This is a genomic window from Paenibacillus sp. J22R98 (assembly GCF_059383835.1).
Genome location: NZ_JBXENW010000006.1, coordinates 237,749 through 252,716, shown reverse-complemented (window position 1 = coordinate 252,716; position 14,968 = coordinate 237,749). Strand labels below are relative to the sequence as shown.

The following is a 14,968-nucleotide window of genomic DNA, read 5'->3' as shown; positions in this document are numbered from 1 at the left end:
ATGTCCAACATGACGAAACGATTATATAAAGGACGCGCGGCGCTCAATGTGCTGGCTAACAGCGTCGAGAACGCGAAAGAAGTATTCGATGCAGCGGAGGGCTATGTGCTTGTCGGCGTCCTCTCGAAGGACTACCCGACGGTCGAAGCAGCCGTTGCCGCGATGAAGCAATATGGCGAAGCGATCGATGACGCGGTCTCGATCGGACTCGGCGCCGGGGACAATCGGCAGGCGGCGGTTGTTGCGCAGATCGCGAAGTTTTACCCCGGAACGCATATTAATCAGGTATTTCCTGCTGTTGGCGCTACCCGCGCGAATTTAGGTGAGAGTGACAGTTGGATCAACAGCCTGGTTTCGCCTACAGGCCAAGTTGGCTTCGTAAATATATCAACGGGTCCATTCAGCGCTGCGCAGCCGGAGCAGGCAATCGTGCCGGTGAAGACGGCAATCGCGCTTGTTCGCGATATGGGCGGGAACGCGCTCAAATATTTTCCGATGAATGGCTTGAAATGCGAGGATGAGCTGCGAGCGGTTGCGAAGGCTTGCGGAGAAGAAGGGTTCGCTCTCGAACCGACAGGCGGTATCGATATGGATAATTTCGAGCCCATTCTGCGCATCGCTCTTGAAGCCGGCGTACCGCAAGTGATTCCGCATGTTTATTCTTCTATCGTCGACAAAGCAACCGGCAAAACGAATGTGAGGGATGTGCGAGTTCTGCTCGAGCTGATGAAGAAGCTGGTTGACCGCCATGGCTAATCGCATACGTATCGCCGCTTTCGGCGAAGTTATGATGCGTCTGCAGGTGCCGGGCTACGAACTGTTGTCCCAAGCAGACAGCCTGCGCTATTCGTTCTCCGGTACCGGCGTGAATATAGCTTCGGCACTCGCGCGATTCGGACATGAAGGGTTTCTCATATCGAGGCTGCCTGATAACGCTCTTGGAGAAGCGGCTGCGGCGAATCTGCGTAAACTGGGCGTATCGATGGATTTCGTTGTTCATGGCGGTAATAACCTTGGCATGTATTTTCTCGAGAATGGATTTGGCGCGAGGCCCGGCCGTGTGACGTATGCCAATCGGCAAGGGAGCAGCTTCAACACGGCTCCATCCGGTGCATATGATTATGAGGCGATTGCGTCATCGGGTATCGAGCTTATTCATTTCTGCGGGATTACGCTGGCGATGAACGACGAAGTGAGGCAGCATATGTATCAGCTGGCTGAAGCATTGAAGCGTAACGGCGGAACGGTCGTCTTCGACTGTAATTACAGGCCGAACCATTGGGGCGATGGCGGCGGTTATGCCAAAGCAAAGCCCCATTACGAACAGATGCTGGCGCTCGCGGATATCGTCATGATGAACGAGCGGGATATGATCCACATTCTCGGCATGCCGACGGACAAGACGGATCGTATGGAGCAGCTAACGGAACTGCTGCCGAAGGTAGCTCAGCGATTCGCAGGCATATCTGTAATCGCGGGCACGCATCGCTCCATTAACAAGGACAACACACATTCACTGCGTGGGTTTATGTACAAGAACGGTACCTTATCGGCTGGCACCGAGCCCCTCACATTCGCCGTCTACGATAGAATCGGAGCAGGCGACGCATTCGCCAGCGGCATCATTCATGGCGAGCTCTCCGCCTTCGAGCCGGAGCGGACGGTTCGCTTCGCGTCCGCCGCCGCTATGCTCGCTCATACGGTTGCGGGAGATACGCCGATGTCGACGGAGCGCGAAATTGAGCGTGCGATGACGGAGCTTGCGAACGGAGATGTGATCCGCTAATGAAACTATCGCGCAGCAAGAAGCCGTTATACGCGCAAATCGCGAACATCGTGAAAGATCGAATTTTACATGGCGTCTATCCGGTTGGGACCAACATCCCTTCGGAGCCGCAGCTGGAGCAAGAATTCCAAGTCAGCAAGGTTACTGTGCGAAACGCCATAAAGGAGCTGGCGCAGGACGGTTACGTAGAGACGGGCAGCGGCAAAGGGACGAAGGTCATCCGAAATACATCCGCGTCCAAGCTGTCTAAGCTGAAGCGGTTTACGGAGGTATTGGTGGAGGATGGGCATCAGATTAGTAAACAGCTGCTCGTTGCGGGGGTTGTGACGAACGATCAAGGAACGGTGGCTCATCAGCTGTTCGGTGAGCAATGCTTGCGGGTGGAGCGGTTGTACCAATTGAACGGAGAACCCTACATACATTACACCCACTATTTGTCGAGCCGGGCTGCGAGCATGGAACTGTCTGATCTAGGCGGGCAGTCGCTGTACGACTTACTGGAAGAACAGAGTATTACGATTAGCAAGTACCGCGATGAATTTTCCGTAGCGGTGGCGGCACCTGCCTCCGTCTTGGCGGCGCTGCACATCGAGGCGGGAACACCGTTGCTCAAACGGTCGCGTTATGCGTACGACGAGAGCGGACTATTGATCGAATACAGTGAAGGTTACTACTACACCGAACGGCATCACTACGTCGTCAATTACGACGTGTAAACGTGAAAGTCCTGAACAATCCACTTGTTCAGGACTTTTTGCTATCTATTCGCAACGGGAACTTTTCGAAGTACTCGATAAACCGAGTAGCAGTTATGGATAGCGGCATATTGCGCATAATCATAATTCCCACTTGGGATGGCGGCAGCTGCACGTCGAGCTTAATTTCGAAGAGCGATCCCTCTTCGAGCTCCTTTTTCACAAATTCTCTGGTGACATAAGAAATGCCAAGTCCGCGCTTCGCAAACTCGATCAGAAGATCCACGCTGCCGACTTCGATTTCAGGCTTAAGGGTGTAGCCATAGTTTTGGAATAATTCCGTTATCGCCATTCGTGCCCGGCTATTGCGCGAGAACAGGATGAGATGGTGCTGAAGCAGCATCTCCAGGGAAAGAACCGTTTCTTTAAGCTCCGCGTAACGTGCCCCGGCTACGAAACAATCCTGCAGCTGAATACTCTCCCTTACCTCAAGCTGAGGATCGACGATGGGCATCCGCACAACGCCCAGATCTATTTTTCCCTCCTTGAGAAAAGAAATAACCTCAGGCGTCGTGCCATGATTTAGGTGAAGCCGGATGCCGGGATGTTTGCGATTGAAGTCCTCCAAATACGGAAGCATATAGTGCTTAAACAGTGAATCGCTGCCGCCAATCCGAAGTTCTCCGCTGTCGAGATTTTTAAGTGCGGCCATTTTCTCTTCCGCTAATGAGATCAAGATATGGGACTGCTCGATATAGGAATAAAGCAAATTGCCTTCCTGCGTAAGCGCAACCCCTTTGGAATTTCTGTAAAACAGCGTGATCCCAAAGCTGTCTTCCAGCTGTTTGATGGCATGACTAACGCTAGGCTGGGTAATATAAAGTGCCTTAGCGGCCTGAGTTAAGCTGCCCGTCTTCGCGGCCCAATAAAAAACTTTATATAACTCATAATTGTTGGTCATAGACGTGGTCTATAGCTCCTCTGAAATATATGTATTACTTGTATAGATGCAATTCGTATTATAGTGGAAATACAGAAGAGATACCAGCGTTTAACTGGAAGGAGTATGGAAAAATGGAACCGACCACGTTTGTACTGTTTGGCGCAACAGGAGACCTAGCGAAACGAAAAATATATCCGGCCTTATATAACTTATTTATCGATGGAAAGCTGCCGGAGGCCTTCACATTAATTGGTCTTGGCCGAAGAGAGCTGTCTAACGAAACTTTCCGTTCGAATGTCGAGCAGTCGCTTCGTACGTATTCGAGACGTGATGTTCAAGATCCGGCTGGGCTGGAACGTTTTCTGCAGGCATTCCGCTACAATGTGCTGGATGTAGGCCGAATCGAGGATTACCGGAAGCTGCTGCAGGTGATCGAGCAGCGGGAACAGGAGCTTCGCATTACGAAACCGAATCGGATGTTTTATTTGTCGGTGGGACCTGAGCATTTCGAAACCATTGCCGCTAATATCCAGGCTAGCGGGCTTGGCTCTGCCCAGAAGCGTCTCGTGATCGAGAAGCCTTTCGGCTATGATTTGCAATCCGCACGGGATTTAAATCAGAAATTGAGCAAAGCTTTCTCCGAAGAAGAAATTTTCCGTATTGATCATTATCTCGGCAAGCCGATGGTGCAGAAGCTTGAAATTCTGCAGCAGTCGAACCCGGTTCTTCAGGCATTATGGACCAATCGCTACATTGCGAATGTGCAAATTACAGCCAATGAAACGGTCGGCGTGGAGGAAAGAGCAGGTTATTACGATCATGTTGGCGCTGTGCGCGACATGTTCCAGAACCATATGCTGCAGCTTCTGATGATGCTGGCAAGCCATCTTCCTAATCATAGCGACTCGGAAATGGTCCGTTTCAAGAAGAAGAAGGTCATGGAAGCACTCGAGCCGGTGCAGAAACAGGAAATCAGCGCGAGTATTATCCGCGGTCAGTACAAAGCCGGAACGATTCACGGGAAGCCTGTTGTCGGTTACCTAGATGAGCCTGGCATTGCCAGCACATCCATGAATGATACGTTCATTGCGGCTCGATTACAGATCGATGATTACTTCTGGCGCGGCGTTCCTTTCTATATAAGAACAGGCAAACGAATGAAAGAGAAATCGACTCGAATTGTTATTGAGTTCAAGGAGCCGCTGAAGGAGACGTCCAAGGATGCCCAGGCGCAAGACCATATTCAAGCGCCGAATCTTCTGGTGTTTGAGATTAGTCCTGACGAAGGGATTATGCTGCAGCTAAACACAAGAGACCCGCAGCATAAAGGGGAGTTCAAGCCGATTCATATCGACTTCCATGAAAGGCATGAAGATACTCCGGAAGCCTATGAGAATTTAATTCATGATGCTTTGAACGGGGATCCTAAATTCTTCGCGCATTGGGATGAAGTAGAGCTGTCCTGGCAGTGGGTGCAACCGATCTTGGATGCTTTCCAAGCGAACACAGTTCCGCTCTATTCTTACAAAGCAGGCACTTACGGACCAGCCGCATCCGATGCGTTATTGGCAGAGGATGGCTACCACTGGTGGTTCGATGAGTATACAGCACATGAGAATGAAACACAGGAAGAGGAAGGGGAACATTATGCTTACATCACAAACAATTGAACAACTTGCCATCGATACCATTCGTACCTTATCCATTGACGCGATCAACAGCGCCAATTCCGGTCATCCGGGATTGCCAATGGGCGCTGCTCCGATGGCCTATGCGCTATGGTCCAAATCGTTAAATCATAATCCAAGCCATGCAAAATGGTTTAACCGCGATCGTTTCGTATTATCGGCGGGCCACGGCTCCGCTTTGTTATATAGTCTGCTGCATCTGTCCGGCTATCAGGTTTCGATCGATGATCTCAAGCAGTTCCGCAAGCTGAACAGCAAGACGCCGGGTCATCCCGAATACGGCCATACAGATGGCGTTGATGCAACGACAGGACCGCTTGGACAAGGGATTTCGATGGCAGTCGGAATGGCGATGGCTGAAGCGCATCTTGCTTCCAAATATAATCAAGAGGGTTTCCCGGTGGTCGATCATCATACGTATGCACTGGTTGGCGACGGTGATTTAATGGAAGGAATTTCTTATGAGGCCATGTCGATGGCCGGACATATGAAACTGGGCAAGCTAGTCGTATTGTATGATTCCAATGACATCTCCTTGGATGGAGCGTTAAATCTTTCTTTTGGAGAGAATATTCAGAAGAGAACAGAATCAGCTAACTGGCAGTATATCCGCGTCGAAGACGGCAATGATATTTCACGTATTACTGCGGCTATTGAAGCCGCTAAACAAAATGAAACACAGCCGACACTGATTGAGGTTCGGACCATTATTGGTTACGGCAGTAAAGCAGCGGGTACTAACAAAGTACATGGTAATCCGCTTGGTAAAGAAGAAGCCCAAGCCACGAAGAAAGTATATGGCTGGGAATATGAGGAAGAGTTTACGGTTCCGCAAGACGTTAAAGCTCATTTCGAACAGCTGAAACGTAACGGTGAATCCAAAGAAGAAGCATGGAACAAATTGCTTGCTTCCTATAAAGCGAAATTCCCGGCACAAGGACAGGAACTCGAGCAAGTGATCGACGGCTCGGTGCTGATCGATGCAGCAGATATCCTTACATTCGATTCCTCCAAAACGGTATCCACCCGTGTTGCGAGCGGAAACGCGATTAATCATTTTGTGAAAACCGTACCTGCGATCTTCGGCGGCAGCGCGGATCTATCGCATTCGACAATGACAGATATCAGCGGAGAGCAAACCTTTGCAGTAGATTCGTACTCAGGACGCAATGTCTATTTTGGTGTGCGTGAGCATGCGATGGGCGCAGCCGGCAACGGCATGGCCTTGCATGGAGGCGTGAAACCATTCGTCAGCACCTTCTTCGTATTCAGCGATTATTTACGCCCGGCGATTCGTCTGGCGGCGCTGCAGAAGCTGCCTTTGACTTATGTATTCACGCATGATTCCATCGCAGTCGGCGAAGACGGCCCTACGCATGAGCCTGTTGAGCACTTGGCTGCACTTCGCACGATTCCTGGTCTGACCGTTATCAGACCGTCGGATGCCAATGAAACAGCAAGTGCATGGGCATACGCGCTTCAACAGAAGGAAGGCCCGGTTGCGCTCATCCTGAGCAGACAGAATCTTCCGATCTATGAAGCGACCAAAGGCAATATTGACGCGGTAGCTAAAGGGGCTTACGTGCTGACTGAAACGAACGCCCAGCCGGATGTCATTCTAATCGCGACCGGGTCGGAAGTATCGCTGGCTGTGAACGCCAAGGCCGAGCTTGAGCAGGATAATCTGTCCGTTCGCGTAGTTGCCATGCCAAGCAGAGAGCTGTTCGATCGCCAGTCGGATGCCTATAAGGAAAGCGTGCTTCCTGCTTCCGTAACGAAGCGGGTTTCCATTGAAGCCGGCATATCGCTTGGCTGGGAGCGTTACACAGGACTTAGCGGTAAGAATATATCGATTGATACCTTCGGTGCATCCGGTCCTGGAACAGAAGTGTTGGAATACTTCGGATTCTCCACGGCTAACGTAGTACGTGTCGCGAAAGAACTGTTGAAATAAGGCTGTTATATTTATCTATCCAATAATGGAGGTTAGTAACCATGAAATTTTTTATCGATACTGCCAACGTAGAAGATATCAAGAAAGCCTATAAAATCGGTGTCTTGTCCGGTGTAACGACTAACCCATCCTTGGTTGCCAAAGAAGGCGTGAAATTCGAGGATCGCATTGAAGAAATTTTAAAATTAGTGCCGGAGGTTGAATCCGTATCGGCCGAAGTTACGCCGGATGCGCTGACAGCCGAAGAAATGATCGCGCAAGCGAACGAACTGATTAAGATCAACAATCACGACAAGAACATCACCATCAAGCTTCCGATGACGCTGGCAGGCTTAGAGGCTTGCCGTTACCTCACTAAGAAAGGCGTCAAAACAAACGTAACGCTGATCTTCACCGTGAACCAAGCGCTGCTGGCCGCTCGTGCTGGCGCTACCTATGTATCGCCATTCCTTGGCCGTCTGGACGATATTTCAGAAGACGGCGTTCTGTTGGTCGCGAAGGTTGCTGAATTGTTCCGTATTCATAACCTGGATGCGCAAATTATCGCAGCGTCCGTTCGCCATCCGGACCACGTTACTCGCGTAGCGATGGCAGGCGCTCATATTGCAACGATACCGTTCTCGGTCATCGAGCAAATTTCCAAGCATCCGCTGACGGATCAAGGCATGGAGAAATTCGCTGCCGATTGGAAGAAAACCGTACAGGTATAATCGTTAAGAAGTGATTACTCCGAGGTGCTCATTGATATTCAATGAGCACCTTTTTTGACTCGAGAATTGTTTGGAAATGACTTGGAATACCACTCAGAGCAACTTTATGTTATATTTCCTCACATTTTACGTGAACTTAACGATATTTTTTATGGAATCGCCAGTTATGCATAAATATTCATTTCGTAATCATTCAGTATTGCGTTTTCTGCTCGGCAAACACAACAGTCTCATACTCATATGCGAGGCCGTCCCTAACGAGGGGCGATTTTGTTTTTCAGTCTCAAAATTATAATCCCTGTATATGGAAAACAATAATCTAAATTTGCTAGTAAAACCAAGGAGTTCATAGGTTATAAAAAATATCGTTCACGTAACTGCTTTAATGAAGTAACTAGTAGACGCGGTGAAGAATATTGTCGGAATGAGGCGCCGCGTCAACGCGTTGAAGTGAATTATTACTAGTGCATAAAAATGCAGTCCACCTACTTTTTTACTATTTTTCAATATTAGCCCGAAGTATCCGCACCATCCAATTCCCCCAACTCATGACATGTTTAAATCTTGTAAATGCAAGACTCCGGTAGACCGGGGTATTAAAAACGCTTTCTTTTATGCTGAAATTCCCCCAATATACTGTAAATGTCAAATCGATTACAATGATTTCGAAGTCAAGCAGCCTAACTGCAGCATCAAATACTAGCGTTCGAAAGGAGTCATTTAATAGGGGATTTGGTCGTTTGACGGCAAACTTGGTAAAGAAGTTCTAAAGTTTTCAGAAAAGGCAATGAATTTCGAAAAAAAGTTTTGAGAAAATTCTAATAGTTTGGTATATTTCAACAAAGTCAATTTATGCAAATCATTTTGTTGAGATCATGGGGAGGAATGAACAAGATGAGGAAAGTATCGAATTGGTTTTCCTGTTTGTCTGTCATCGCTCTTGTTGGCGTCATGTTGGCGGGTTGCAGCGGTAATAACAATGCAAACAACGCCAATACAACAACGAACAACAAACCTGCTAACACAACTGAAGCAACGAACACTACCACGAACACCGACACTACTACGACTGAAACACCCGCGACTCCTGATCCAAACACGCCTGTAGACGGCGGAACAATGACGATCGGCACATTCTCCGATATCGTCTCCGTAAACCCTATTTATATCAATGACACTTCTTCCGGCGATGTTGAAACACTAATCAACGCCAAGCTATACGACGTAGACCGCAATGCCAACCTGGTTGTTGAGCCTTGGTCGATTGCTGCCGAGCTTCCGGTAATCAGTGCAGACGGCAAATCATATACAGTCAAAATCAAAAGCACAGCAAAATGGAACGACGGTCAGCCGCTTACCGCAGACGACGTTCTCTTCACTTTCAATACGGTTCGTAACCCTGATGCCGGTGCACCTGGTATCAGCACAGTCGACAAAATCGATACCATCACGAAAGTCGATGATACGACGATTGAATTCAAACTGAAGCAAGTGTATGCACCATTCCAATACACGCTTGCCAGCTCGCTGGTTCCTTCCCACATCTTGAAGGATGTACCGGTTAAGGAATTGAGCAAAAATGCATTTGGCGTAGATCCTGCGAAAACCGTTACAAGCGGTCCGTGGAAAATGACAGAGTGGAAACAAGGCCAGTACATTACGCTGGAAACGAACCCGAACTACTGGGGTGAGAAGAAGCCGCACTTGGCTAAGATCGTCTACAAAATTTACGCCGATCAAAACACAGAAGTACAAGCCTTAATCAAAGGCGACATTCAAATGTCTGAAGCGATTCCGGTTACCCAAATCGATGCGATTAAGGCGAAAGAGAATCTGAACGTGATTCTTGCTCCGGGTCCGCAATACGAATATGTACAATTCAACTTCAAGGATGAGAACTTCCCTGATAAATATTCACCGTTCAAAGGTCAAAAAACACGTCAAGCCATTGCTACTGCACTGAACCGTCAAGGCATGGTTGATAATGTTCTTAAAGGCACTGGTAAATTGATGAACTCGCCATTCCTGCCAGGTTCGTGGGCAGATCCGGGTGACCAAGCAGTTAACTACGCTTATGACGCTGAGAAGGCGAAAGCACTTCTTGCTGAAGATGGCTGGGTAGCTGGCAAAGACGGTATCCTTGTGAAAGACGGACACCGCTTCTCCTTCGAGCTGCAATACAACGCCGGCAACAGCCGTCGTGAGCAAGTTGCCGCAATCATTCAGCAAAACCTGAAGGATGTTGGCGTTGAAGTAACACCTAAAGGCATTGACTTTGCAACATGGATCGACCAGAACATCACGCCTGGTAAGTTCCCTGCGATTCTGCTTTCCTGGTCCCTGTCTAATCCGGATCCGGATGCAGAGAGCATCTTCTCTTCGAAATATTTCCCGCCAACCGGCCAAAACGGCGGCTGGTATAAGAACGAAGCAATCGACGCTTTGTGGACGAAAGGTCAATTGACTACGGATCAAACAGAGCGCGCTAACGTGTACCATGAAATCGGCAAACAAATCTCGGTTGACCTTCCATATGTATTCTTGTACCAATATGGTCTTCCGCAAGTTGTAGACGGCACGAAGATCCACTGGGCTGAAGAAGACAAACCGGAATCGTCCCTTGGCTACGGCTACTTGTACCATGCAATCAACTGGTGGGCAACAGAATAAGGCTTGACAATCATACTGCATAGCTGAACAGGGGAAGGGCCAACAGGCCCTTCTCCTGTGTTCAGTAAAAGGGGGGGCGCTGGAATGACTGAATATATGATACGCCGAACACTGCAATCCGTCCTTGTATTATTTTTAATTTCGATTCTTACGTTCCTCATGATACACGCCGCACCCGGCGGACCTACGAAGATATTTTTGGCGCCTGGCTTATCACCGGAAGCTGGACTGGTACAAGCGCATAATTTGGGGCTTGATCGTCCGATCTTTGTACAATATACGATTTGGTTAGGCAATTTGCTTACGGGCGATCTCGGCTACACGTTTAAGAATCACATTCCGGTTGGAGATATTCTATGGCCAACTGTGCAAAACACGATGGTATTGATGGGCGTTGCTTGGCTCTTCTCGCTATTGATCGCAATCCCTTGGGGGATTTATAACAGCACAGCCGAATATGGACTTTCCGACCAGACGGCGAACTTCGTTTCCTATGTCGGATTTGCGATGCCGACGTTCTGGTTTGGTATTATATTGCAGGAGTATTTCTCGCTCAAGCTTGATTTATTGCCTTTATCGGACATGTATACAATGGGCAAAGAGGGCAACCTCGGCGACCTGTTCATGCATTTGATTCTTCCGGTATCCGTGCTGACGCTCGGATTTCTGGCTGCGTACACGAAGTATTCGCGTGCGAGTATGCTGGAGGTACTGAACCAGGATTATATTCGTACCGCTCGTGCGAAAGGGCTGAAAGAGGGAAGGGTTATTTTCCGTCACGCCCTGCGCAATGCACTGATTCCGATCATTACGATTCTAGGTCTCGACCTGCCGATTCTAGTGGGCGGAGCCGCGCTGACAGAGCGCGTGTTCAACTGGCCGGGAATGGGACGCCTATTCGTAGACATGGCTGTAGCAAGGGAATATTCCGTGCTGATGTCCATTACGCTGGTTGTATCGGTTATCGTCGTAGTCGGCAATTTGATTGCTGATATTTTGTACGCGGTTGTCGATCCAAGGGTGCAATTAGGCTCTAAAGGAGGCGCGGCATCATGAGTAACACAGTTCTTGAGAAGAAGTCAGCCTCCGGTACCCAAGCGGCCGTGGACAAGCGTCCCGACGGACCTTGGAAGACCGCTTGGAAGAAGTTCCGCACGAACCCTTTTGCCGTTACCGGTCTTGTGATCCTTTCTATATTTGTCATTGCGGCGATTGGAGCAAATTGGTTCTCGCCTTATGACCCAACGCGCATCGATATGATGTTTCCGAATTTGCCGGCAGGGACGGATGGTCATCTGCTTGGCACGGATGAGCTGGGCCGAGATATTTTCTCCAGGCTGCTGCACAGCTCCCAGATCTCGCTTTTGGTTGGTTTCTTGGTTGCGTTTGTATCCGTCTTTATCGGTACGCTTGTCGGTGCGTTTGCCGGCTACTTCGGCGGCTGGGTGGATACGATTGCAATGCGTTTCGTTGATGTCATGAACTCGATTCCGACGCTGTTTCTGAACATTTTGATCTTGGCGATGTTTGGCTCGAAGATCACGTACATGATTCTGGTTCTTGCTTTGACGAGCTGGATGGGCGTAGCCAGACTTGTCCGCGGTACGTATTTGCAGCTTCGCGAAATGCAGTATGTAGAGGCAGCTAAAGCTACGGGCGTATCTGACCTTGGCATTATCTTCCGACACCTGCTTCGCAATGCTTCGGCACCTATCATCGTTACGGCAACATTGATGGTAGGCGGAGCGATTTTGAGCGAATCGGCTCTTTCCTACCTTGGACTTGGCGTTCAAACGCCGAATACCAGCTGGGGACTGATGCTCAGCAACGCGCAAGAATTTATGTTGACCGATCCGCTTCAGGCGATTTATCCGGGGCTATGTATCTTGCTTGTCGTGCTGGCAGTTAACTTTATCGGCGATGGCATTCGTGATGGCTTGGATCCTAGAAAGACAACGTTACCTCGAAGGAGGCTAGACAGATGGCGGAAAAAATTCTCCAAATCCGGAATTTAACAACTGGCTTTCTGTCTGATAGAGGTTTAGCCAAGGCGACGGATCGTGTTTCGTTCGATTTGGAAAAAGGGAAAACGCTATGCGTCGTCGGCGAGTCCGGCAGCGGCAAAAGTGTTACGGCAATGTCCGTCATGCGTCTCATTGATTACGCGGGCGGCTTGATTGTAGATGGTGAAGTGCTGTTTAACGGTCAAGACCTAGTGAAGAAGAAACAATCCGAAATGCTCAAAATCCGCGGCAATTTGATCACGATGATCTTCCAAGATCCGATGTCTGCACTTAACCCGGTCTTTACGGTAGGTGACCAGATCTCAGAAGCGCTGCGTATTCATAAAGGCTTGAAGAAGAAAGAAGCTTGGAAGCAAAGCATCGAGATGTTGCGCCGCGTCGGCATTCCGGCACCGGAAATTCGCGCGAAGCAGTACCCGTATGAGATGTCCGGAGGGATGTGTCAGCGCGTCGTCATCGCAATGGCGCTCGCCTGCAACCCGGAGCTGCTTATTGCTGATGAGCCGACAACGGCGCTGGACGTAACGGTTCAGGCGCAAATTCTGGATCTGCTGCTCCAACTGAAGAATGAATTCAACATGTCGATGCTGCTGATTACCCATGATATGGGCGTAGCAGCTGAAGTGGCGGACCGCATTGCCGTCATGTACGCGGGGACCGTTGTGGAAGAAGGTACGGTACAGGAAATTTTCGATGGGCCTCGTCATCCGTATACGATTGGGCTCCTGAAATCCATTCCGGGCCTGGAAGGGGAACGGGGCGGTGATCTGTATACGATCAAAGGTGCGATTCCGCCAATCAGCCAGCTGCCGGAGGGCTGCCGTTTCCACCCGCGCTGTCCGTATGCAATGGATATTTGCCGTCATAAAGAGCCTGCTATGCAGATCTCAGCATCGGGACATAAAGCTGCATGCTGGCTGGATGATCATGATGGGGCAGATCCAAGGCCTGGTGCGTTCGGCAGTCAAGAGCTGAAAGTGACGATTAAGAGCAAGGTGGAGGTGGCACATTCATGAGCGGCCAATATTTGATCGAAGCCTCCAACGTGAAGAAATATTTTCCGATTAAGAGCGGCCTGCTGAACCGTGTCGTAGGACAGGTTAAGGCAATCGATGACGTATCATTTGGCATCCGAGCAGGCGAAACCTTCGGTCTCGTAGGCGAGTCCGGCTGCGGCAAGTCTACGCTTGCCCGTGTATTGCTTAATTTGAAGCAGGCAACGGCAGGAGAAATTAAATTCGAGGGCCGTAACATTCAAGAGGTTGGAACCAGCGAGCTTCGCAAGCTTCGCGAAGAGATGCAAATCATATTCCAAGATCCGTTCGGTTCCTTGAACCCGCGGTTTCTTGTTCGAGATTTGATCGGCGAGCCGCTCAAGGTTCACCGCAGAATGACGCCTAAGGAAATCGATGATCGCGTCGTGGAATTGATGGAGCTGGTCGGTCTGGATGCTTCGCGCCGCAATCGGTACCCGCATGAGTTCTCAGGCGGTCAACGGCAGCGGATCGGCATTGCCCGGGCAATAGCGCTCAATCCCAAATTTATCGTGGCCGATGAAGCGGTGTCGGCGCTTGACGTTTCCGTTCAGTCGCAGGTGCTCAATCTGATGGTGAAGCTGCAGAAGGAATTGGGGCTGACTTACCTGTTCATTGCGCATGGCCTTAACGTCGTTCGGCATATCTCCGATCGTGTAGGGGTCATGTACTTGGGCAAAATGGTTGAGGTAGGGCCAACAGAGGAGCTGTTCGCCAAACCGCTGCATCCTTATACGTCGGTGCTGCTATCGGCGATTCCGCAGCCGACAACGGAGCGGAAGAAGGATCGCATTATCTTGGAAGGCGATGTGCCGTCTCCGGCCAATCCGCCTTCGGGCTGCCGCTTCCACCCGCGCTGTCCATTCGCGCAGGAGCGTTGCAAGACCGAGGAGCCGGCGCTGCGTGTCATCATTGATGATCGGCAAGCCGCATGTCACTATCCGCTGCAGAGCTAGTTGCTATAGTTGAGAAGAAGCTGCCCCAAAAGTGTATGTAACACTTTTGGGGCAGTTTTTTTTGTGCGCTTGAGATGTGCTGGGCGATCCTCCTTGGCGGGGGAGTTGCAAATTCTAAGAGAGGTACTGAGTACCGCTCTTGATCGGGCAATGGTGGTTTTAGAGCTCATGAGAGGTACTGGGTACCGCTCATGGTCAAGCAATGGTGGCTTAGAGCCAAAGGGAGGTCATGGTTACCTCTCTTGAGCTGTAAAGTAGCTTGTTTACGCATCTACATCGATGGAAACTAGGGGAAATGAGTGAAAGTAGCCCGTCTAGCGATCTACATCGGCGGAAATCCGGGAACATGAGCAATAGTAGCTTACCTCACCGGGGGATATTGGGATGACTTTCTAGATGACGAGACGGCCGTTTTGCTGCCGTCGGAACCAAGACAACACTACTTTCGAAGCGGCCTTGCGTTTATCACAGGTGCATTATGGAAAAAATTAATGTATTACTTACAAGG

Annotated in this window: 12 protein-coding genes; 11 read left to right on the top strand and 1 reads right to left on the bottom strand. The window is 49.7% G+C overall.

Going from position 1 to position 14,968, the window contains the following annotated elements; genetic code table 11:
- From dagF to AC50Y3_RS18725, 3 genes are read left to right on the top strand one after another with little or no spacing between them, the layout of a single operon-like run.
- Entirely contained in the window at window positions 1–756 is a 756-nt protein-coding gene (gene dagF / locus AC50Y3_RS18735; RefSeq protein WP_494820243.1) for a 2-dehydro-3-deoxy-phosphogluconate aldolase, read from the top strand.
- Entirely contained in the window at window positions 749–1,786 is a 1,038-nt protein-coding gene (locus AC50Y3_RS18730; RefSeq protein ID WP_494820242.1) for a sugar kinase, read from the top strand. Before dagF ends, AC50Y3_RS18730 begins: the two co-directional genes overlap by 8 nt.
- A complete protein-coding gene (locus AC50Y3_RS18725; RefSeq protein ID WP_494820241.1) occupies window positions 1,786–2,502 on the top strand; it encodes a GntR family transcriptional regulator in 717 nt (238 codons plus the stop codon). The genes AC50Y3_RS18730 and AC50Y3_RS18725 overlap by 1 nt, the downstream gene beginning before the upstream one ends.
- A gap of 28 nt (window positions 2,503–2,530) precedes the next feature.
- On the opposite strand, the gene AC50Y3_RS18720 is transcribed toward AC50Y3_RS18725, so the two are convergent.
- Window positions 2,531–3,442 carry a LysR family transcriptional regulator gene (locus AC50Y3_RS18720; protein ID WP_494820240.1) on the bottom strand — a complete coding sequence of 304 codons (912 nt, stop codon included), beginning with the start codon at window positions 3,440–3,442 and terminating at the stop codon, window positions 2,531–2,533.
- 113 nt (window positions 3,443–3,555) lie between these two features.
- On the opposite strand from AC50Y3_RS18720, the gene zwf reads away from it, so the two are divergent.
- The 8 genes from zwf (at window position 3,556) to AC50Y3_RS18680 (ending at window position 14,460) form a co-directional block, all read left to right on the top strand.
- On the top strand, window positions 3,556–5,094 hold the full coding sequence (gene zwf, locus AC50Y3_RS18715; protein WP_494820239.1) for a glucose-6-phosphate dehydrogenase: 1,539 nt from the start codon (window positions 3,556–3,558) through the stop codon (window positions 5,092–5,094).
- Complete coding sequence (gene tkt, locus AC50Y3_RS18710) at window positions 5,072–7,066, top strand: transketolase (protein WP_494820238.1); 1,995 nt, start codon at window positions 5,072–5,074, stop codon at window positions 7,064–7,066. The genes zwf and tkt overlap by 23 nt, the downstream gene beginning before the upstream one ends.
- Window positions 7,067–7,107: 41 nt before the next feature.
- A complete protein-coding gene (fsa, locus tag AC50Y3_RS18705) occupies window positions 7,108–7,776 on the top strand; it encodes a fructose-6-phosphate aldolase (protein ID WP_494820237.1) in 669 nt (222 codons plus the stop codon).
- An 894-nt stretch (window positions 7,777–8,670) separates the two neighbouring features.
- Entirely contained in the window at window positions 8,671–10,446 is a 1,776-nt protein-coding gene (locus AC50Y3_RS18700; RefSeq protein WP_494820236.1) for an ABC transporter substrate-binding protein, read from the top strand.
- Window positions 10,447–10,530: 84 nt separating this feature from the next.
- Complete coding sequence (locus tag AC50Y3_RS18695; protein ID WP_494820235.1) at window positions 10,531–11,502, top strand: ABC transporter permease; 972 nt, start codon at window positions 10,531–10,533, stop codon at window positions 11,500–11,502.
- Window positions 11,499–12,461, top strand: coding sequence for an ABC transporter permease (locus AC50Y3_RS18690; protein WP_494820234.1), 963 nt, complete (start codon window positions 11,499–11,501; stop codon window positions 12,459–12,461). The genes AC50Y3_RS18695 and AC50Y3_RS18690 overlap by 4 nt, the downstream gene beginning before the upstream one ends.
- Complete coding sequence (locus AC50Y3_RS18685; RefSeq protein WP_494820233.1) at window positions 12,428–13,486, top strand: ABC transporter ATP-binding protein; 1,059 nt, start codon at window positions 12,428–12,430, stop codon at window positions 13,484–13,486. The genes AC50Y3_RS18690 and AC50Y3_RS18685 overlap by 34 nt, the downstream gene beginning before the upstream one ends.
- Entirely contained in the window at window positions 13,483–14,460 is a 978-nt protein-coding gene (locus tag AC50Y3_RS18680; RefSeq protein ID WP_494820232.1) for an ABC transporter ATP-binding protein, read from the top strand. Before AC50Y3_RS18685 ends, AC50Y3_RS18680 begins: the two co-directional genes overlap by 4 nt.
- Window positions 14,461–14,968 lie beyond the last annotated feature (508 nt).